Genomic DNA, 20,367 nt, shown 5'->3' with positions numbered 1-20,367 from the left:
AAGCCACGCTGTACATGCTGCGCCGCAGTGCTACGATGAAGTGTCCTTTTGCGGGAGAGCACGATGGACACCAACACGTTCACGAAGGGCATCTACACGGCCAAGGCGCATACCCAGCATGCGGGCAACGGGCAGTTCCAGGGTTACGTGATCCTCGCGCGGGACGACGGGGACGAGACCGAGAACATGCGCTACGACGTCCACTCGACGAGCCCCAGCGAGGAGGAAGCGTTTGACGAGGCGAAGGCGCTCGCGCACCGGATCCTCGGCGAAATCGAGTTGTAACGCGCCGCCATTCAGGCGCGGCTCAGAGCAGCCGCGCCACCATCGACAGCAGCATCGTCAGTACCAGCGTCGACATGAACGGGAACGGGTAGCGCCGCCCGCCGAGCGTCAGCGTGACGTCGCCCGGCATCCGCCCGATGCCGAGCTTGCCGAGCCACGGCCAGCAGCGCGTCAGGATCATCACCGCGACGAACGACGTCATCAGCCAGCGCAGCATGTCGGCTCCCGTCAGAGTGCGTGCGAGCGGTCGCCGCGCGCGAACGCGTCGAGCGTGCCGTCGATGCCGCGCGAGAACGCGATCACCTTGAACAGCTCGCCCATCTCGGCTTCGGAGATCAGCTTCTGCACCGCGTTCGCGGCCGGCAGGAATGCACGGATGTCCGACGGATCGATCGCGGCCAGCGCGTCGGTGATGCCCGCGTTCAGCAGGAAGCGCGCCTGCGACGTGTAGCCGAGCAGGTCGGCGCCGGTCGCGACGGCCGCGTCGTAGATGCCGGTGAATTCGACGTGCGCGGTGATGTCCTGCAGCCCCGGGTACAGGAACGGATCGTCGTGCGCATGGTGGCGGTAGTGGCACATCAGCGTGCCGCGGTCGCGCTGCGGGTGGTAGTACTCGTGCGCGGGAAAGCCGTAGTCGACCAGCAGCACCGCGCCGCGGCCGAGCATCGTGCAGACGGTGCGCGTGAACGCCAGCGCGGCCTCGTGGGTCTCGGTCACGTAGCCGTCGTGCGCATCGTCCAGCCCCGCGAGCACCGGCGGCAGGCCGGCCGGCGCGGCCGGACGGTCTTCGAACACGAACGCCCGCTGCGCGCCGAGCGCGACGCCGCGCTCCTGCCATGCGCCGCCCGCCTTCGCGAACAGCCGCACGGGCATCGCATCGAGCACCTCGTTGCCGACCACGACGCCGTCGAACCGCTCGGGCAGCGCGTCGAGCCAGCGCACCTTCGCGGCGAGCGCCGGGGCGGCGGCCGTGATCGTGTCGCGCTGCCGTTCGCGCAGTTCGCCCGAGAGATCGACGATCAGGTATTCGTCGAGCCCGGCCGCCAGCGCGTCGAGCGCCGCGAGCAGCCCGGCCGCGAGCTTGCCGGTGCCGGCGCCAAATTCCATCACGCTACGCGTGCCGCTCGCCGCGAGCGCTTCAGCGACCGGCTGCGCGAGCGTCTGCGCGAACAGCGGCGACAGCTCGGGCGCGGTGACGAAGTCGCTGCCGTCGTCGGCGCGGCGCCCGAACTTGCGCGCGCCGCCGCTGTAATAGCCGAGGCCGGGCGCATACAGCGCGCGCTCCATGAAGCGGTCGAACGGCAGCCAGCCGCCGGCCGCCGCGATCTCGTCGCGCAGTTGCGCGGCGAGGGTTTCGGACTGCGCAAGCGCGTCAGGGCCGGGAGCAGGTAAACTAGCGGGTTCGTGAGCTTTCGGGTTCATCCCGGCATTGTAAATGACCGTTTCAGCCGATACGTCGACCCAGCGCGTGGCGCTCGTCGCTGGTGCCCTCGACAGCGCGGCCGACGCCGCGTCGATCGGTCGTGCGCTCGCGACGGGTTTCGCCCGGCGCGGCTGGGACGTCGCGCTGCAGCGCAGCCACGGCACGCCGCACGCGGCCGCCGATGCGCTCGTCGCCGAAGTCACGGCGCTCGGCCGCCGCGCGGTCGTGCTCGACGCCGATCTGGCCCTGGAAGCCGACGCCGCCGCATTGGTCGCCGCATGCGGCGCGGCGCTCGGCCGGCCCGCGTGCGCGGTGTTCGTGAGCGCCTGCGCGAGCGCCGACGACGCGCACACGGTGGACGGCGCGTCGCTCGCCGGCGCCCTCGCGCGCAACGTGACGGCGCCGCTCGCGCTGGCCCGCGCGCTCGCCGAGGCGACGCCCGACGCCGCGCGCGAGCACGAAGCGCTGCGCGCCTGCGCGATCCACGTACTGGATCAGGCCCTGTTTCACCCTGCGCCGGCGCAGCTGTCGCACGCGCTGATGCAGGCCGCGCTGAACCGCGCGACGTCGGCGCTGGCGCTGGCACTCGCGCCGAAGGTGCGGGTCGCGGCGCTCGTGCGCGGCCACGCGCCGCACGCGGACGACATCGCGGCGGCCGCCTGCTATCTCGCGAGCGCGCCCGGCGTCACGGGCGCGACGCTGACCGTCGACGGCGGCGAGCACCTCGTGCCGCCCGCCGCCGGCCCGAATGAATGAACTGCGCGGATCGCGCGGCCTGACTGCCGCCGCCCGCGCCGCTTTGCGTGTGCGCACGCCAATTTGACTGGGACGACCATGTTTTCCGCTCTCCTGCACCCCCGCCTCGCGGACTGCCGCAGGCTCTACCTGCGCGACTACGAAGTGCACATCAACATCGGTGCCTTCGAACACGAGAAGCGCGGCGAGCAGCGCGTCGTCATCAATGTCGACCTGTTCGTACCGCTCGCGCTGTCGACCCCCGTCGACGACCGGCTGCATGAAATCGTCGACTACGATCTGATGAAGCAGAGCGTCGCGCAATGCCTGGCGCGCGGCCACATCCACCTGCAGGAAACGCTGTGCGACGCGATCGCCGCGCGCCTGCTGGCGCACGATGCCGTGCGCGCGGTACGCGTCTGTACCGAGAAACCGGACGCTTATCCGGACTGCGACGCCGTCGGCGTCGAAGTCTTTCGCATCAAGGACGAGGAGCGCGCATGAACGCCCCCCACATGAATGACACGGCGGCCGATGCCGCCACCCTCGACGCGACCGCCGCCCCGGCCGGTCGCCCGGTGCTGACGCGCCGCGAACAGAAGGACGCGTACGAGAACAACAAGCTGTTCAAGCGGATCGTGCGCCAGGTCGGCCAGGCGATCGGCGACTTCAACATGATCGAGCAGGGCGACAAGGTGATGGTGTGCCTGTCGGGCGGCAAGGACAGCTATGCGATGCTCGACGTGCTGCTGCGCCTGCGCGAGCGCGCGCCGATCGATTTCGACATCGTCGCGGTGAACCTCGACCAGAAGCAGCCGGGCTTCCCCGAGCACGTGCTGCCGGAATACCTGAAGCAGGTCGGCGTGCCGTTCCACATCGAGAACCAGGACACCTACAGCATCGTCAAGCGGCTCGTGCCCGAAGGCAAGACGACCTGCTCGCTGTGCTCGCGGCTGCGCCGCGGGATCCTGTACCGCGTGGCCGGCGAGCTCGGCGCGACCAAGATCGCGCTCGGCCACCACCGCGACGACATCGTGCAGACGCTGCTGCTCAACATGTTCTACGGCGGCAAGCTGAAGGGGATGCCGCCGAAGCTGCAGTCGGACGACGGCAAGAACATCGTGATCCGCCCGCTCGCGTACGTGAAGGAAACCGATCTCGAGAAATACGCGGAACTGCGCGAATTCCCGATCATCCCGTGCAACCTGTGCGGCAGCCAGCCGAACCTGAAGCGCGCGGAAATGAAGGCGCTGATCCGCGACTGGGACAAGCGCTTCCCGGGCCGCGTCGAGAACATGTTCAACGCGCTCGCGAAGGTCGTGCCGTCGCACCTGATGGACACGACGCTGTACCCGTTCCAGTCGCTGCGTGCGACGGGAGAAGCCGATCCGCAAGGCGACATCGCGTTCGACGAGGAACCGTGCGCGTCGGGCGACGACACCGCGGCGCCGGGTGGCGCCCAACCGATCTCGATCGTCCAGTTCGACGACCTGTAAGCGGGGCCGGAACCCTTGCCGGAACGGCGCGCCAGCCGCCCGTTCCGGCGTTGCAGCCGCGCCGCAGCGGGCCCGGATCGACGGGGGCTGCATGCTAAAATGGACGGCTTCGAACTCTTCTGACAAGCTGGCGCCATGAATATCGTGATTTTGGCGGCAGGCACCGGCAAGCGCATGCGTTCCGCGCTGCCGAAAGTGCTTCATCCCCTGGCCGGCAGGCCGCTTCTCTCCCACGTCATCGACACCGCGCGCACGCTGCAGCCGTCCCGGCTGGTCGTCGTCGTCGGTCACGGCGCCGAGCAGGTCCAGGCCGCCGTTGCCGCCCCCGATGTCCAGTTTGCCGTGCAGGCCGAGCAGCTCGGCACCGGCCACGCGGTGCGCCAGGCGCTGCCGCTCCTCGATCCCGCGCAACCGACGCTCGTGCTGTACGGCGACGTGCCGCTCACGCGCGCGTCGACCTTGCAGCGCCTCGTCGACGCCGCGCGCGAAGGCCGCTACGGGATTCTGACCGTCACGCTCGACGATCCGACCGGCTATGGCCGCATCGTGCGCGACGCGGCCGGCTTCGTCACGCGCATCGTCGAGCAGAAGGATGCGTCGCCCGAGCAGCTGAAGATCGCCGAGATCAACACCGGCATCATCGTCACGCCGACGGCCCAGCTGTCGATGTGGCTCGGCGCGCTGAAGAACGAGAACGCGCAGGGCGAGTACTACCTGACCGACGTCGTCGAACTCGCGATCGAGGCCGGTTTCGAGGTCGTCACCGCGCAGCCCGACGAGGAATGGGAAACGCTCGGCGTGAACAGCAAGGCGCAGCTCGCCGAGCTCGAACGCATCCACCAGCGCACGATCGCCGACGCGCTGCTCGTCGACGGCGTCACGCTCGCCGATCCGGCGCGCCTCGACGTGCGCGGCACGCTGCGCTGCGGCCGCGACGTGTCGATCGACGTGAACTGCGTGTTCGAAGGCAACGTGACGCTCGCCGACAACGTGACGATCGGCGCGAACTGCGTGATCCGCAACGCGTCGGTCGGCACGGGCACGCGCATCGACGCGTTCACGCACATCGACGGCGCCGAGCTCGGCGCGCACACCGTGATCGGCCCGTACGCGCGGCTGCGCCCCGGCGCGCAGCTCGCGGACGAAGCGCACGTCGGCAACTTCGTCGAGGTGAAGAACGCGGTGATCGGCCACGGCTCGAAGGCGAACCACCTCACGTACATCGGCGATGCCGACATCGGCGCACGCGTGAACATCGGCGCGGGCACGATCACCTGCAACTACGACGGCGCGAACAAGTTCCGCACCGTGATCGAGGACGACGTGTTCGTCGGCTCCGACACGCAGCTGGTCGCACCGGTGCGCGTCGGCCGCGGCGTGACGATCGCCGCCGGCACGACGGTCTGGAAGGACGTGGCCGACGGCCTGCTCGCATTGAACGAGAAGACGCAGACCGCGAAGAGCGGCTACGTCCGCCCGGTCAAGAAGAAAAGTTAACATCACGCGGGTGCCCTACGGCACCCGCTTCCCTATAGAAGGTAGATTTCATGTGCGGCATTGTCGGCGCAGTTGCGCAACGTAATATCGTTCCGGTGCTGATCGAAGGATTGCGGCGCCTCGAGTACCGTGGCTACGACTCGTGCGGCGTCGCCGTGCTCGAGCCGGACGCGCCGAAGCGTGCGCGCAGCGTTGCGCGCGTCGCCGATCTCGACACGCAGGTGCGCGAATCGCACGTCGAAGGCACGACGGGCGTCGCACACACCCGCTGGGCGACGCACGGCGCGCCCGTCACGCACAATGCGCACCCGATCTTCTCGTCGAACGCGCTCGCGCTCGTCCACAACGGCATCATCGAGAACTTCGAATCGCTGCGCGAAGCGCTGCGCGCGAAGGGCTACGAATTCGTGTCGCAGACCGACACCGAAGTGATCGCCCACCTCGTGCACAGCCTGTATCGCGGCAACCTGTTCGACGCGGTGCGCGAGGCGGTCGGCCAGCTGCACGGCGCGTACGCGATCGCCGTGATCCACAAGGACCAGCCGCACACCGTCGTCGGCGCGCGCCAGGGTTCGCCGCTCGTGGTCGGCCACGGTGACGGCGAGAACTTCCTCGCGTCCGACGCGCTCGCGCTCGTGGGCAGCACCGACCGCTTCACGTTCCTCGAGGAAGGCGACGTGTGCGAGCTGTCGCTCGACGGCGTGAAGATCGTCGACCGGAACGGCGCGCTCGCGCAGCGCGAGATCCGCGTGGTCAGCACCTACGGCGGCGCGGTCGAACTCGGCCCGTATCGTCACTTCATGCAGAAGGAAATCTTCGAGCAGCCGCGCGCGATCAGCGACACCGTGCCGCAAACGGACGCATTCGACGCGACGCTGTTCGGCGACGCCGCGCCGGCCGCGTTCGCGAACATCGACAGCCTGCTGATCCTCGCGTGCGGCACGAGCTACTACTCGGGCCTGACCGCGAAATACTGGCTCGAATCGATCGCGAAGATCCCGACGCAGGTCGAGATCGCGAGCGAATACCGCTATCGCGAATCGGTGCCGAACCCGCGCCAGCTCGTGCTGGTGATCTCGCAGTCGGGCGAGACGGCCGATACGCTCGCGGCGCTCAAGCACGCGCAGTCGCTCGGCCACACGCATACGCTGGCAGTGTGCAACGTCGCGACGAGCGCGATGGTGCGCCTCACCGAAATGCAGTTCCTGACGCATGCGGGCACCGAGATCGGCGTCGCGTCGACCAAGGCGTTCACGACCCAGCTCGTCGCGCTGTTCGTGCTGGCCGCGACGCTCGGCAAGCTGCGCGGGCACGTCGACGCCGCGCAGGAAGCGGAATTCCTGAAGCAGCTGCGCCACCTGCCGGCCGCGCTGAACAGCGTGCTCGCGCTGGAGCCGCAGATCATCGCGTGGTCGGAGGAATTCGCGCGCAAGGAAAACGCACTGTTCCTCGGTCGCGGGCTGCACTACCCGATCGCGCTCGAAGGCGCGCTGAAGCTGAAGGAAATCTCGTACATCCACGCCGAGGCCTATCCGGCCGGCGAACTGAAGCACGGGCCGCTCGCGCTCGTCACGGAAGCGATGCCGGTCGTCACGGTCGCGCCGAACGACACGCTGCTCGAGAAGCTGAAGTCGAACATGCAGGAAGTGCGTGCGCGCGGCGGCGAGCTGTACGTGTTCGCCGATGCCGACACGCAGATCGTCAACGACGACGGCCTGCACGTGATCCGGATGCCGGAGCACTACGGGCAACTGTCGCCGATCCTGCACGTCGTGCCGCTGCAACTGCTCGCGTATCACACCGCGTGCGCACGCGGCACCGACGTCGACAAGCCGCGGAACCTCGCGAAATCGGTGACGGTGGAGTAAGGCTGGCCGCCGATCGGCGCGGCCTGCCCGGCGCGCCGCTGAGACAGACGGAGAGACAATGGTAAGACTGATTGGATGCGGTTTGCTGGCGCTGACGTTCGCGTCGACGGGCTGGGCCGCCGAGCATTACGTCGAGGTCTGGAACCCGCCCGAGGCACGGAAGCCGGAAACCCATGCGCCGGATGCCCGTACCCCGGCCGCGCACACCGGCGCCGATGCGCGCGCCGGCAAGAGCGCGGAGAAGCACGCGAATGCCACACCGAAAGCCGCGGTGAAGCCGCACAAGCGTCGCGTCGCGCAAGCCGCGCAGGCCGTGAAAGCCGGTTCGCATCGTCCGCCCGCCGCCGCGGCCGAGACACCGGCCGCCCCGCGCCCCGTCGCGCAGCCCGCACCGGGCCGCCTGACGGTGATGCAGCCGGCTGCGCCGGATGCGCAGCACGCGCTAAACTTCTCCAACATCCCGCGTCAATACACACCGGACGGCAACGTGCTGCAGGTCGGCACGCACGGCCGCTCCGCGGAGGTGACTCGATAATGGAAGCGCAAACCTACCACGGCTACCAGATCTGGGGCCACGCGATCCTGCAACAGGACGAGATCCTGCAGCCCGAGCGCTTCGCGGCGAGCGGCACGATCACGCAGAACAACAAGCTGGTCGAGGCATCCGGCGTGCTTGGCGTGTTCGACACCGAGGACGACGCGCGCGACGTGGGGCTCGAATGGGCCCGCGCATGGATCGACAGCCATCGCTGACCGGGCGCGGCGTGCGCCACCCGCGTGCGGCTATCGAGGCCGCGCACGGGCCGGCCGCGAACCGCACATGAAAAAAGGGGCGTCCATGACGCCCCTTTTTTATTCGAACCCGGACACTCAGGCCGCGGGCCGTGGCGGCCGCACCGCCGCCTGCGGCCGGCCGACGAGCCATGACAGCCCGACGATCGCGGCCAGCGTCGCGAGGTACGCGACGATCTGGATGCCCGCCGGGCGTGCGGTATAGCCGATCAGCGTATGCAGCGCCTTGCCGACGATGCTGGTTTCCTTGAGCAGCCACGACGTATCCCAGATCACATCGCCCCACGACGGCACGAGGCCCGCCGCGAGCAGGAAGCCGACACACTGGCTGGCCATCCCCGCCGCAAGCAGCACGATCAGCCAGTTGGTGACGGAGAACAGGCGCTTCAGCGGAATCTGCAGCAGGCCCGCATACATCCCGTAGCCGAGCCCGGCGCCGCCCAGCACGCCGAGCAGCCCGCCGGCGATCATCTGCGGCGTCTGTCCCGGATCGCCCGCCGCGATGCCGTACAGGAACAGCACGGCCTCGGAGCCTTCGCGCAGTACCGCGACGCCGACCACGATCGCCAGCCCCGTCAGCGGCTTGCTGCCGGCCGCGACGGCCCGTCCGACCTCGGTCATCTGCATCGCCATCTCGCGACCGTGCCGGCTCATCCAGATGCTGTGCCACGCGAGCATCAGCGTCGCGACGAACATCACGCCCGCGTTGAAGACCTCCTGCCCCATGCCGGACGCCCACTGCGAAATCACGTCGGCGAACGCGGCGATCAGGCCGGCGCCGATCACGCCGCCCACCAGCCCGCCGCCGACCCACCAGCCGCGCCGCGGCACGCCCTTCGTGGCGGCCATCACGATCGACACCACCAGCGCGGCCTCGAGCACTTCACGAAAGACGATCAGAGCGGTAGACAACATGGCGATATCGGCTTACTTGACGGTCAGGTGCGTCTTCGACTGCGCTTCGTGATACTCGTCGTGGAATTCGTACGTGCCGGCCTTCAGCGGCCCGACCAGGATCTCCACCGACTTGCCGGCGGGCACGACCTTCTCCGCCTTGAAGTCGTCGCTCTCGAATTCAGCGGGCGTCGCGTCGAGGTTCTTCACGACGAACTTCACCTTCTTGCCGGCCGGGATCGTCACGCCTTCCGGCGCAAACTTGTGATCCTTCAGGGTCAGGTTGACGACATCGTCGGCCGCGAACGCGGACGTTGCCGATGCGCCCAGCAGCGCCAGCGCGAAGCCGAAAGCAAAACGATTCATAGGGGTAACGAATTGAAATATCGAAGGGAGTTGATACTAAGATCGATTCGCATTTTCACCTCGCGTACCCTTACTCGCAACATGGTGATCGCGCTTCATGGATCAACGTCGCGCGTGGCCCGGCAAGGCATCCGCCCTGCTTCGCCCGGAACGCGTCGCCGTCAATCAGGACAAGTGCCGAATGACGTCGAAGGCTCGCTCGATATTCATCAGACCTGATCTTTACAACAGGCTGTCGCCAGAACCAGACGCCACACCGATTTCCGGCGACACGCGTACGCTTGACCTTCCCACAGTGGCAAGCTTCATGCTGTCGATGCTTGTCAATCGTCAACTCAGGAGAACACGATGGAATTCGAAGTCCAGGACATGACCTGCGGCGGCTGCGCCAATGCCATCACCCGCGCGGTGACGGCCGCCGATCCCGCCGCGAAGCTCGACATCGACGTCGCGGCGAAGATCGTCAAGGTCGAATCGGCGCAAGGCGCCGAGCGCGTGCAGTCGATCATCGAAGCCGCCGGCTTCCACCCCGCGCTGCGCGCCGCATAACGCCCGCCTCCGCGGGTGCGGGCACGCCGTCGTACGGCGCCGCGCCCGCACCCGGCAGCGCGTCAGCGCAGCCGGATCAGCGTCGACTTCAGCTCGGTGTACTTCTCGAGCGCGTGCAGCGACTTGTCGCGGCCGTTGCCCGACTGCTTGTAGCCCCCGAACGGGAAGTTCATGTCACCCCCCTCGTCGTAGCAGTTCACCCATACGGTGCCCGCACGCAGCCGGCGCGACACGTCGTGCGCGGTCGTCAGGTTCGACGTCCACACGGCCGCGGCCAGCCCGTATTCGGTATCGTTCGCGATCCGCACGGCCTCGTCGACGTCGTCGAACACGATCACCGACAGCACCGGCCCGAAGATCTCCTCGCGCGCGATCTTCGCATCCGGCTTCACCTCGAACACCGTCGGCTCCACGTAGAAGCCGCCCGTTTCCGCCTTCACGCGCGCACCGCCGGTGACGAGCTTGCCTTCGCTGCGCCCGGCCTCGATATAGCCGAGCACGCGCTCGAGCTGGATGCCGTCGACGATCGCGCCCATCGACACCGACGGATCGAGCGGATTGCCGGGCACGTACGCACGCGCGGCCGCGACGAGCTTCTCGATGAACGCGTCCTTGATGTCGCGATGCACGAGCAGCCGGGAACCGGCCGTACACATCTCGCCCATGTTGTAGAAGATCGCGCCGGCGGCAGCCTGCGCCGCACGGTCGAGATCGGGACAATCGGGCAGCACGATGTTCGGCGACTTGCCGCCGAGTTCGAGCCACGCCCGCTTCAGGTTCGACTGCGCGGCGTACTGCATGATCAGCTTGCCGACCGCCGTCGAGCCCGTGAACGCGATGCAGTCGACATCGCGATGCAGCGCGAGCAGCTTGCCGGGCTCGCCCGCGCCCGGCACGACGTTGAACACGCCGGCCGGAATGCCGGCCTCGTACGCGAGTTGCGCGACGCGGATCGCGGTCAGCGGCGATTTCTCCGACGGCTTCAGCACCACGCTGTTGCCGGCCGCGAGCGCGGGGCCGAATTTCCACGCGGCCATCAGGATCGGGAAGTTCCACGGCACGACGGCGGCCACCACGCCGACCGGCTCGCGCGTGACGAGGCCGACGAGATGGTGATCGGCCGGTGCGACCTCGCCACCCACCTTGTCGATCGCTTCCGCAAACCATTCGACGCAGTACGCGGCGCCCGGCACGTCGACCGTCGTGGTGTCGCCGATCGGCTTGCCGGCGTCGAGCGTCTCGAGCAGCGACAGCTCGTCGAGATGCTCGCGCATCAGCGCGGCCCAGCGCAGCAGCACGGCCTTGCGCGCACGCGGGTTCAGCCCGGCCCACACGCCCGCGTCGAATGCGCGGCGTGCGGCGGCGACGGCCGCGTTCACGTCGGCTTCGCCGCAATCGGCGACCTTCACGAGCACGCGGCCGTCGATCGGGCTCACGCAGTCGAACGTCTTGCCGCCATGCGCGTCGCGCGACGCGCCGTCGATGAATGCGCGCCCTTCGATCTTGAGCGACGCCGCCTTGTCCTGCCAGTCAGCCAAAGTCAACTTGTTCATCAGGATGCCTCAGTTTTTTGGCATTCGCGATGCGGCACGCCGCTGCGCGTGACGCGCAGCCGGCCGGCAGCGAATGCAGTGACGCGCGGTGGGAAGGTCAGAAGGTCGCCGGCGAATTGGCCGAAACGACCTCGCAGATCAGGTCCGCGCTGGGATTGCGAAAACGGTGCGGCAAACGGCTTTCGAAGTAGTAGCCGTCTCCGGGGTCGAGCAGCCACGTCGCGCCGTCGACGGTCAGCTCGAGCCGGCCCGACACGACGACACCGCCCTCGTGCCCCGCGTGCACGAGCATCTCGGGCCCCGTATCGGCCTGCGGCTGGTAGATCTCGCGCAGGATGCACATATTGCGATCCTTCATGCTCGCGCCGACCAGATGGAACGCGAGCGTGTCGTTGCCGAGGTTCGGCATCTCGTTGCGACGCGACACGACCGAACGCGAATCGACGAGCTCGAACGTGAAGAACTCCGCGAGACTCATCGGGATGCATTCGAGCAGCTTCTTCAGCGAGCCGACCGACGGACTCACGCGGCCCTGTTCGATCAGCGAGATCGTGCCGTTGGTCACGCCGGCCCGCTTCGCGAGTTCGCGCTGCGACAGGCCATGCTTGTTGCGCACGAAACGCAGGCGCTCGGCGACTTCGGTGGACATCGATTCGGTTTCGGACACGATAAGTGCGATGACAAAGTGAAACGACGCGGTGGACAGCCGTTGAATATTCTAATCACTTTATGCCGCGCATCAGCGGGGAAAACCCTGAAAGGCGTTCGAAATAATGAACACCCTGCACATTATTCCGTTTGCGAATCTTTTGTTCGCACTGCTCGGGAAAGCCCTGATGCAGCGCCGTTAAAAAACATTTGACGCCGTTTTTGGCTCGTATATGCTGGCTCTCAGGTTAGCGTCATCAAGCTTTCATGGGCAGCAAAAACGTTATTGCAACGCAAAAATTGATGCCCATCAATGTAAATAACGCGTAACCGGCGCCTTGATTATTTTAAACGCCCAGCGCGTCGAAACGGTCAGGTGTTCAATACTTTCAACAACCCAGTCGAGTGTAATCGTGAGAGTCCGTGGCCCTCTGGTGAGGTGGGATCGAGGCGATGTGCGAAGTTTGCGCAGCGCGGCGTCCGCTTCCGACGACGGCAGTTGCGGCTGGCATAGTCCTCGCCTGCTTCATCTGTCGATCTACACCATCCTGTCCCGTCGTTCCGTTCGGCGTCACAACGCCGTATCCGCACGCGCCTTCGTCGCCGTCGATACCGACGAAGTGGCGTCGCTGCTGCCGTAGCGCCTCTCCTTTCTTTACGTCGTTCGTTTCATCAGCCGATTCGCCAACCGCATCGTCCATGCGGTGACGGAACGCGTTCGCGCATGCGTTGCTGCGTCGCGTATCGCGATGAAATGAACGACGGCCTGATCGTCGCGCGCAGCGCGGATCGCCACACCATCCCGTTGCGCCCATTCACCAGCGGCCCTGCGTCTCGCGCAAGGCTGCGGGGCTGTTGCACGCCGGCGTTTCGCCACATCCGGCAAGACGTAAGCAACAACCCTCCGGATAACTGATTGACGTCATGGAAAGAAGGAAACCCCTCGTCGGCATCACCGCCGACCACACGCAAATCGGCGCCCACGCGTCGCATACGGTCGGCGACAAGTACGTCGCCGCGATCGTCGACGGCGCGCAAGCGTTCGCGATGGTGCTGCCCGCGCTCGGCGAGCGCCAGTCGGTCGAAGACGTACTCGACACGGTCGACGGCCTGCTGTTTACCGGCAGCTACTCGAACGTCGAGCCGCACCTGTATGGCGGCGAACCGAGCGCACCGGGCACGAAGCACGACCCGGCCCGCGACGCGACCACGCTGCCGCTGCTGCGCGCGGCGATCGCTGCTGGCGTGCCCGTGCTCGCCGTCTGCCGCGGCTTCCAGGAGCTGAACGTCGTCTGCGGCGGCACGCTGCACCAGCGCGTGCATGAAGTGCCGGGCTTCGCCGATCACCGCGAAGACGACGACGCACCGATGGACACGCAGTACGGCCCCGCGCACGTCGTGCGCCTCACGCCCGGCGGCAAGCTGCACGCGCTCGCCGGCGGCCGCGACGAAGTGCACGTGAACTCGCTGCACAAGCAGGGCATCGCACAGCTGGGCTCCGGCCTCGCCGTCGAGGCCGTCGCGCCGGACGGGCTGATCGAAGCCGTGAGCGTCGTCGATGCACCGGCTTTCGCCCTCGCCGTGCAGTGGCATCCGGAATGGCGCCATGCGCAGGACCCGCTGTCGAGCGCGATCTTCCGCGCCTTCGGCGATGCCTGCCGCGCCCGCCGCGCCACCCGCACGCGTGCCACGGCCGCCGCCGCGCTCGCCTGAGCGCCGACCAAACCAACGAGAACAGACATGCATGACATCGAAGATTTTCTGAAGCAGCACCGGATCACTGAAGTCGAAGCGATCATTCCCGACATGGCCGGCATCGCGCGCGGCAAGATCACGCCGCGAAACAAGTTCACCTCCGGCGAATCGATGCGCCTGCCGCAGGCCGTGATGGTGCAGACCGTCACCGGCGAATATCCGGAAGACGGCTCGCTGACCGGCGTGACCGACCCCGACATGGTGTGCGTACCCGACGCATCGACGATCCGCCTGATCCCGTGGGCCATCGACCCGACCGCGCAGGTGATCCACGACTGCGTGCACTTCGACGGCTCGCCGGTCGAGATCTCGCCGCGCTACGTGCTGCGCCGCGTGCTCGACCTGTACAAGGCGAAGGGCTGGAAGCCCGTCGTCGCGCCCGAGCTCGAGTTCTACCTGGTCGACATGAACAAGGATCCCGACCTGCCGCTGCGTCCGCCGGTCGGCCGTACCGGCCGCCCCGAAACGGGCCGCCAGTCGTATTCGATCGAGGCCGTCAACGAGTTCGACCCGCTGTTCGAGGACATCTACGAGTACTGCGAAGCGCAGAACCTCGACATCGACACGCTGATCCACGAAGTCGGCGCCGCGCAGATGGAGATCAACTTCATGCACGGCGACGCGCTGTCGCTGGCCGACCAGGTGTTCCTGTTCAAGCGCACGGTGCGCGAGGCCGCGCTGCGTCACAACATGTACGCGACGTTCATGGCCAAGCCGATGGAAGACGAACCGGGTTCGGCGATGCACGTGCACCAGAGCATCGTCGACGAGGAAACGGGCCAGAACCTGTTCACGTCGCAGGAAACCGGCGGCGCGACGTCGATGTTCTACAACTACCTCGCAGGGCTGCAGAAGTACACGCCGGCACTGATGCCGATCTTCGCGCCGTACATCAACTCGTACCGCCGTCTGTCGCGCTTCATGGCGGCACCGATCAACGTGCAGTGGGGCTACGACAACCGCACGGTCGGCTTCCGCATCCCGCACTCGAGCCCGTCGGCACGCCGCATCGAGAACCGCATCCCGGGCGTCGACTGCAACCCGTACCTCGCACTCGCCGCGACGCTCGCGGCCGGCTATCTCGGCATGACGCAGCGCCTGGAGCCGACCGAGCCGCTCGTCAGCGACGGCTACGACCTGCCGTACCAGTTGCCGCGCAACCTCGAGGAAGGGCTGACGCTGATGGCCGCCTGCGAGCCGCTCGGCGAGATCCTCGGCCACAAGTTCCTGAAGGCGTATTTCGCGCTGAAGGAAACCGAATACGAAGCGTTCTTCCGCGTGATCAGCTCGTGGGAACGTCGCCATCTGCTGCTGCACGTCTGAGCGTGCACCCAACCGAATACGGAATCACGGAGGAAACATGACTTACCGCAACGAATCTGCCTGGATCCAGCCGGCCGCCCCCACCGCCACGGCCGCCGCTCCGCGCGCGACGCAGGCGCGCACGACCGCCGAATACCGCGCGCTCGACGCCGCGCACCACATCCATCCGTTCTCGGACATGGGCGCGCTGAACCGCGCGGGCAGCCGCGTGATCGTGAAGGCCGACGGCGTCTACCTGTGGGACTCGGACGGCAACAAGGTGATCGACGGGATGGCGGGCCTCTGGTGCGTGAACGTCGGCTACGGCCGCAAGGAACTCGCCGACGCCGCGTATCGCCAGCTCCAGGAGCTGCCGTTCTACAACACGTTCTTCAAGACCACGCACCCGCCGGTGATCGAACTCTCGGCGATGCTCGCGGAAGTCACGCCGGCCGGCTTCAACCACTTCTTCTATTGCAACAGTGGTTCGGAAGGCAACGACACGGTGCTGCGCCTCGTGCACCAGTACTGGCGCGTGCAGGGCCAGCCGCAGAAGAAGTATGTGATCTCGCGCAAGAACGGTTATCACGGCTCGACGATCGCGGGTGGCACGCTCGGCGGGATGGGCTACATGCACGAGCAGATGCCGTCGAAGGTCGAGAACATCGTGCACATCGACCAGCCGTATTTCTTCGGCGAAGCAGCGGCCGGCGAAACGCCGGAAGCGTTCGGCCTGGCCCGCGCGCAGCAGCTCGAAGCGAAGATCCTCGAACTGGGCGCGGAGAACGTCGCCGCGTTCATCGGCGAGCCGTTCCAGGGCGCGGGCGGCGTGATCTTCCCGCCGTCGACGTACTGGCCGGAAATCCAGCGGATCTGCCGCAAGTACGACATCCTGCTGGTTGCCGACGAAGTGATCGGCGGCTTCGGCCGCACCGGTGAATGGTTCGCGCACCAGCACTTCGGCTTCGAGCCCGACCTGATCACGATGGCCAAGGGCCTCACGTCGGGCTACGTGCCGATGGGTGCCGTCGGCATTCACGAGCGCGTCGCGCGGCCGATCATCGACAACGGCGAATTCAACCACGGCCTCACGTACTCCGGCCACCCGGTGGCGGCAGCCGTCGCGGTCGCGAACCTGAAGCTGCTGCGCGACGAAGGGATCGTCGAGCGCGTGAAGAACGACACGGGCCCGTACTTCCAGGCGCTGATGCGCGAAACCTTCGCGCGTCACCCGATCGTCGGCGAAGTGCACGGCCACGGCCTCGTCGCGAGCCTGCAGCTCGCGGAATCGCCGGCCGAACGCCGCCGCTTCGCGAACAGCGGCGACGTCGGCACGATCTGCCGCGACTTCTGCTTCAACGGCAACCTGATCATGCGTGCGACCGGCGACCGGATGCTGCTGTCGCCGCCGCTCGTGATCTCGCGTCCGGAAATTGATGAACTCGTATCGAAGGCGAAAAAAGCAGTCGATGCAACCGCCCAGCAACTGGGTATTTCGTAACGGTTTTGCCTACAGGCGTGCGGCGGGCGCCGCACGCCGCCATAACCAGGGGAATTCCACCATGCGTGCCTGCTTTCTTCGCCAAGCCTGTTCTGTTGCCGCCCTTGCCGCCGCGGCAGCGTTCACGTCGGTCGCCAGCCCGTCGGCGCATGCCGCCGACGAGCTGAATGTCTACAACTGGTCCGACTACATCGCACCCGACACGATCCCGAACTTCCAGAAGCAGACGGGTATCCACGTCAAGTACGACAACTACGACAGCGACGACACGCTTCAGGCGAAACTGCTGGCCGGCAGTTCGGGCTACGACATCGTCGTGCCGACGTCGAACTACATGGCCAAGCAGATCCAGGCCGGCGTGTACCAGAAGCTCGACAAGTCGAAGCTGCCGAACCTCGCGAACCTCGACCCGCTGCTGATGAAGATGATCTCGGATGCCGATCCGGGCAACCAGTACGGCGTGCCCTGGGCCTACGGCACGGACGGCATCGGCTACAACGCGCAGGCGGTGAAGAAGGCACTCGGCGACAAGGCGCCGGTCGACAGCTGGGCACTGGTGTTCGACCCGGCCAACATGGAAAAACTGAAGGGCTGCGGCGTGTCGTTCCTCGACCAGGCCGTCGACGTGTTTGCCGCCACGCTGCAATACATGGGCAAGAACCCGAACAGCACGAACCCCGGCGATTACCAGGCTGCGTTCGAAGTCCTGAAGAAAGTCCGCCCGTACATCACCCAGTTCAACTCGTCCGGCTACATCAACGACCTCGCGAACAACGACGTGTGCGTCGCGCTCGGCTGGTCGGGCGACGTCGGCATCGCGCATCGCCGCTCGGCCGAAGCGAAACGTTCGTACGACATCAAGTTCTCGAACCCGAAGGAAGGCGGCCTGCTGTGGTTCGACGTGATGGTGATCCCGAAGGATGCACCGCACCCCGAGGCCGCGCTGAAGTGGATCAACTACGTGTCCGATCCGAAGGTCAACGCGGCGATCACCAACACGGTGTTCTACCCGACCGCCAACAAGGCTGCGCACCAGTTCGTCACGCCGGGCGTTGCGCAGGACCCGACCGTCTACCCGCCGGAAGACGTGCTGAAGAAGATGGTGCTGATGAAGCCGATGCCGGCCGACATCCTGCGCCTCCAGAACCGCCTGTGGGCCCAACTGAAGACCGGCCACTGATCGCCCTGCATTCCGGCGGCGCAGGCATCGCTTCACGCCTGCCCGCCTGAGATCCGCGGACCTCCGTCCGCCCGCGCGCACCGCGCGCACTGTTCCATCCGGCACGAGCCGTCGTCCGTGAGTCGCGTCATGCGCCTCGCGCGGGGACGCTCACGCCAGCAATCCGTGAAGAACGAATGGTGACTCCCATGCAATCGATACCCTCTTCCGCTGCTGCACGACAGACCCAACCGGCCGCTGCGGCCCGTACGCAAAACGACACGTTCGTGCGCATCGAAAACGTCGTGAAGAAATTCGGCGACAGCACGGCCGTCGACAACGTGAACCTGACGATCGCGAAGAACGAGCTGTTCGCGCTGCTCGGCAGCTCGGGCTGCGGCAAGTCGACGTTGCTGCGCATGCTCGCCGGGCTCGAGACGGCCACCTCCGGCAAGATCTTCGTCGACGGCGAAGATCTCGCATCGCTGCCGCCGTACCGCCGCCCGGTGAACATGATGTTCCAGTCGTACGCGCTGTTCCCGCACATGTCGGTCGAATCGAACGTCGCGTTCGGCCTGAAGCAGGAAGGCACGCCGAAGAACGAGATCAAGGAGCGCGTGGCCGATGCGCTCGCACTCGTGCAGATGAGCAAGTACGCGCAGCGCAAGCCGCATCAGCTCTCCGGCGGGCAGCAGCAGCGTGTCGCGCTGGCCCGCTCGCTGGTCAAGCGCCCGAAGCTCCTGCTGCTCGACGAACCGATGTCCGCACTCGACAAGAAGATCCGCCAGAAGACCCAGCTCGAACTCGTGAACATCATCGAGAAGGTCGACGTGACCTGCGTGATGGTCACGCACGACCAGGAAGAGGCGATGACGATGGCGAGCCGCCTCGCGGTGATGAGCGAAGGCAAGATCGTGCAGATCGGCGCGCCGGGCGAAGTCTACGAATTCCCGAACAGCCGCTTCTCCGCCGAATTCATCGGCTCGACCAACCTGTTCGAAGGCCGCGTGGTCGAAGACGAACCCGATCACATCTTCGTCGAGAGCGACGACCTCGAAGCGCGCATGTACGTGAGCCACGGCATCACCGGCCCGCTCGGGATGCCCGTCGGCATCTCGGTGCGTCCGGAACGCATTCACGTGTCGCGCGAGAAGCCGGGTTCGAAACACAACTGGGCGCGCGGCGTCGTGACCGACATCGCGTACATGGGCAGCTACTCGCTGTATCACGTGCGCCTGCCGAGCGGCAAGACGGTGGTGTCGAACCTGTCGAGCTCGCACCTGTTGAACGACAACGCACCGGCGTGGAACGACGACGTGTTCGTGTCGTGGTCGCCGGCCAGCGGCGTCGTGCTGACGCAATGAGGACGACACGATGAGAACCTCTGCTTCCACGCCCTCCACGCCGGTGTCGACCGGCGCCGCGAGCACCGGCGCCGGACGTGCCCGCCCGGGCCGCTTTGACCTGCTGCAGCGCTTCCTGCCATCGGGCCGCAGTGTCGCGATCGGCGTGCCGTTCGTATGGCTCGCGATCTTCTTCGCGCTGCCGTTCGTGCTGGTGCTGAAGATCAGCTTCGCCGACCAGGTGATGGGCATCCCGCCGTACACGTCGCTCGTCGAAATCAAGGACGGCGTCGTGCACTTCGCGCTGCAGCTGTCGCACTACGCGTTCCTGCTGCAGGACGACCTGTACATCGCGACCTACCTCAGCTCGCTGAAGATGGCCGCCGTGTCGACGGTGCTGTGCCTGCTGATCGGCTATCCGATGGCGTACTACATCGCGCGCTCGGAACCGAACCGCCGCAACGTGCTGATGATGGCCGTGATGCTGCCGTTCTGGACGTCGTTCCTGATCCGCGTGTACGCATGGATCGGGATCCTGAAGGATGACGGCCTGCTGAACCACACGCTGATCGCGCTCGGCATCATCCACACGCCGCTGCGCCTCTACCACAGCGATGCCGGTGTCTACATCGGGATGGTCTATTCGTACCTGCCGTTCATGGTGATGCCGCTGTACGCGCACCTCGTGAAGATGGACCTGACGCTGCTCGAAGCCGCGTATGACCTCGGTGCGAAACCGTGGGTCGCGTTCACGCGGATCACGCTGCCGCTGTCGAAGAACGGGATCATCGCCGGCAGCCTGCTGGTGTTCATCCCGGCGGTGGGCGAGTACGTGATTCCGGAACTGCTCGGCGGCGCCGACACGCTGATGATCGGCCGCGTGATGTGGGATGAATTCTTCAACAACATGGACTGGCCGATGGCGTCCGCGGTGACGGTCGCGATGGTGATGCTGCTGCTGGTGCCGATGGCGCTGTTCCAGTACTACCAGGTCAAGGAACTGGAGGACGCGAAATGATCAAGCCGAGCAAACCGCTGTCGACAGGCGTTCTCGCCTTCGGCTTCCTGTTCCTGTACATCCCGATCATCAGCCTGATCGTGTACTCGTTCAACGAGTCGAAGCTGGTGACGGTGTGGTCGGGCTTCTCGCTGAAGTGGTACTCGGCGCTGCTGGACGACGACGAGCTGCTGACCGCCGCAT

General features: G+C 66.5%; 22 protein-coding genes and 1 pseudogene. 17 read left to right on the top strand and 6 right to left on the bottom strand.

Annotation, left to right across the window (positions count from 1 at the left end):
- The first annotated feature begins 63 nt into the window (after window positions 1-63).
- Window positions 64-285, top strand: coding sequence for a hypothetical protein (locus tag LGN19_RS36855; RefSeq protein WP_096508285.1), 222 nt, complete (start codon window positions 64-66; stop codon window positions 283-285).
- Between the two features lie 22 nt (window positions 286-307).
- On the opposite strand, the gene LGN19_RS36850 is transcribed toward LGN19_RS36855, so the two are convergent.
- Window positions 308-502 carry a DUF2905 domain-containing protein gene (locus LGN19_RS36850; RefSeq protein ID WP_039355363.1) on the bottom strand — a complete coding sequence of 65 codons (195 nt, stop codon included), beginning with the start codon at window positions 500-502 and terminating at the stop codon, window positions 308-310.
- An 11-nt stretch (window positions 503-513) separates the two neighbouring features.
- Window positions 514-1,707, bottom strand: a complete 1,194-nt coding sequence (locus tag LGN19_RS36845; protein WP_226219951.1) for a class I SAM-dependent methyltransferase — start codon at window positions 1,705-1,707, stop codon at window positions 514-516.
- Between the two features lie 13 nt (window positions 1,708-1,720).
- Between LGN19_RS36845 and LGN19_RS36840 the strand changes: the two genes are divergently transcribed.
- From LGN19_RS36840 to LGN19_RS36810, 7 genes are all read left to right on the top strand, one after another.
- Complete coding sequence (locus tag LGN19_RS36840; protein WP_226219950.1) at window positions 1,721-2,464, top strand: SDR family oxidoreductase; 744 nt, start codon at window positions 1,721-1,723, stop codon at window positions 2,462-2,464.
- A 78-nt stretch (window positions 2,465-2,542) separates the two neighbouring features.
- Entirely contained in the window at window positions 2,543-2,947 is a 405-nt protein-coding gene (locus LGN19_RS36835; RefSeq protein WP_041492975.1) for a dihydroneopterin aldolase, read from the top strand.
- Entirely contained in the window at window positions 2,944-3,939 is a 996-nt protein-coding gene (ttcA, locus tag LGN19_RS36830) for a tRNA 2-thiocytidine(32) synthetase TtcA (protein ID WP_122946428.1), read from the top strand. The genes LGN19_RS36835 and ttcA overlap by 4 nt, the downstream gene beginning before the upstream one ends.
- A gap of 135 nt (window positions 3,940-4,074) precedes the next feature.
- The gene (gene glmU / locus LGN19_RS36825) at window positions 4,075-5,436 is read left to right on the top strand and encodes a bifunctional UDP-N-acetylglucosamine diphosphorylase/glucosamine-1-phosphate N-acetyltransferase GlmU (protein ID WP_089451386.1); all 1,362 of its coding nucleotides are present in this window, start codon (window positions 4,075-4,077) and stop codon (window positions 5,434-5,436) included.
- Window positions 5,437-5,486: 50 nt separating this feature from the next.
- Window positions 5,487-7,304: a glutamine--fructose-6-phosphate transaminase (isomerizing) gene (gene glmS, locus LGN19_RS36820; protein ID WP_226219949.1), complete on the top strand. Its 1,818-nt coding sequence runs from the start codon at window positions 5,487-5,489 to the stop codon at window positions 7,302-7,304.
- A 58-nt stretch (window positions 7,305-7,362) separates the two neighbouring features.
- Complete coding sequence (locus LGN19_RS36815; protein WP_122946429.1) at window positions 7,363-7,839, top strand: hypothetical protein; 477 nt, start codon at window positions 7,363-7,365, stop codon at window positions 7,837-7,839.
- Entirely contained in the window at window positions 7,839-8,057 is a 219-nt protein-coding gene (locus LGN19_RS36810; RefSeq protein ID WP_122946430.1) for a hypothetical protein, read from the top strand. The genes LGN19_RS36815 and LGN19_RS36810 overlap by 1 nt, the downstream gene beginning before the upstream one ends.
- A gap of 117 nt (window positions 8,058-8,174) precedes the next feature.
- On the opposite strand, the gene LGN19_RS36805 is transcribed toward LGN19_RS36810, so the two are convergent.
- Complete coding sequence (locus LGN19_RS36805; RefSeq protein ID WP_226219948.1) at window positions 8,175-9,011, bottom strand: FTR1 family iron permease; 837 nt, start codon at window positions 9,009-9,011, stop codon at window positions 8,175-8,177.
- 12 nt (window positions 9,012-9,023) lie between these two features.
- Complete coding sequence (locus tag LGN19_RS36800; protein WP_122946432.1) at window positions 9,024-9,356, bottom strand: cupredoxin domain-containing protein; 333 nt, start codon at window positions 9,354-9,356, stop codon at window positions 9,024-9,026.
- A gap of 348 nt (window positions 9,357-9,704) precedes the next feature.
- Here LGN19_RS36800 and LGN19_RS36795 point away from each other — a divergent pair, with 348 nt between their 5' ends.
- Window positions 9,705-9,905, top strand: coding sequence for a heavy-metal-associated domain-containing protein (locus LGN19_RS36795; RefSeq protein ID WP_011353438.1), 201 nt, complete (start codon window positions 9,705-9,707; stop codon window positions 9,903-9,905).
- 62 nt (window positions 9,906-9,967) lie between these two features.
- Here the strand turns inward: LGN19_RS36795 and LGN19_RS36790 are convergent, their stop codons facing one another.
- Together LGN19_RS36790 and LGN19_RS36785 are read right to left on the bottom strand one after the other, a co-directional pair.
- Window positions 9,968-11,458 carry an aldehyde dehydrogenase gene (locus tag LGN19_RS36790; protein WP_122946433.1) on the bottom strand — a complete coding sequence of 497 codons (1,491 nt, stop codon included), beginning with the start codon at window positions 11,456-11,458 and terminating at the stop codon, window positions 9,968-9,970.
- Between the two features lie 97 nt (window positions 11,459-11,555).
- Window positions 11,556-12,107, bottom strand: coding sequence for a cupin domain-containing protein (locus tag LGN19_RS36785; protein ID WP_226219947.1), 552 nt, complete (start codon window positions 12,105-12,107; stop codon window positions 11,556-11,558).
- A 454-nt stretch (window positions 12,108-12,561) separates the two neighbouring features.
- Between LGN19_RS36785 and LGN19_RS36780 the strand changes: the two genes are divergently transcribed.
- The 8 genes and pseudogenes from LGN19_RS36780 to LGN19_RS36745 form a co-directional block, all read left to right on the top strand.
- Complete coding sequence (locus LGN19_RS36780; protein WP_043184603.1) at window positions 12,562-12,747, top strand: hypothetical protein; 186 nt, start codon at window positions 12,562-12,564, stop codon at window positions 12,745-12,747.
- A 283-nt stretch (window positions 12,748-13,030) separates the two neighbouring features.
- Complete coding sequence (locus LGN19_RS36775) at window positions 13,031-13,819, top strand: gamma-glutamyl-gamma-aminobutyrate hydrolase family protein (RefSeq protein WP_122946434.1); 789 nt, start codon at window positions 13,031-13,033, stop codon at window positions 13,817-13,819.
- 27 nt (window positions 13,820-13,846) lie between these two features.
- A complete protein-coding gene (locus LGN19_RS36770; protein ID WP_122946435.1) occupies window positions 13,847-15,184 on the top strand; it encodes a glutamine synthetase family protein in 1,338 nt (445 codons plus the stop codon).
- 37 nt (window positions 15,185-15,221) lie between these two features.
- Window positions 15,222-16,664: an aspartate aminotransferase family protein gene (locus LGN19_RS36765; protein WP_226219946.1), complete on the top strand. Its 1,443-nt coding sequence runs from the start codon at window positions 15,222-15,224 to the stop codon at window positions 16,662-16,664.
- Between the two features lie 61 nt (window positions 16,665-16,725).
- Complete coding sequence (locus LGN19_RS36760) at window positions 16,726-17,844, top strand: polyamine ABC transporter substrate-binding protein (protein WP_122946437.1); 1,119 nt, start codon at window positions 16,726-16,728, stop codon at window positions 17,842-17,844.
- Window positions 17,845-18,032: 188 nt separating this feature from the next.
- The gene (locus tag LGN19_RS36755) at window positions 18,033-19,187 is read left to right on the top strand and encodes an ABC transporter ATP-binding protein (protein WP_175222446.1); all 1,155 of its coding nucleotides are present in this window, start codon (window positions 18,033-18,035) and stop codon (window positions 19,185-19,187) included.
- Window positions 19,188-19,197: 10 nt separating this feature from the next.
- Window positions 19,198-20,184: an ABC transporter permease subunit gene (locus LGN19_RS36750; RefSeq protein WP_175222445.1), complete on the top strand. Its 987-nt coding sequence runs from the start codon at window positions 19,198-19,200 to the stop codon at window positions 20,182-20,184.
- Window positions 20,181-20,367, top strand: a pseudogene (locus LGN19_RS36745) (putrescine ABC transporter permease PotI); the annotation flags it as partial. The gene LGN19_RS36750 and the pseudogene LGN19_RS36745, both read left to right, overlap by 4 nt.

This window comes from Burkholderia sp. AU30198 (assembly GCF_020419825.1).
Classification (GTDB): domain Bacteria; phylum Pseudomonadota; class Gammaproteobacteria; order Burkholderiales; family Burkholderiaceae; genus Burkholderia.
This window is presented reverse-complemented; position numbering and strand designations above follow the sequence as displayed.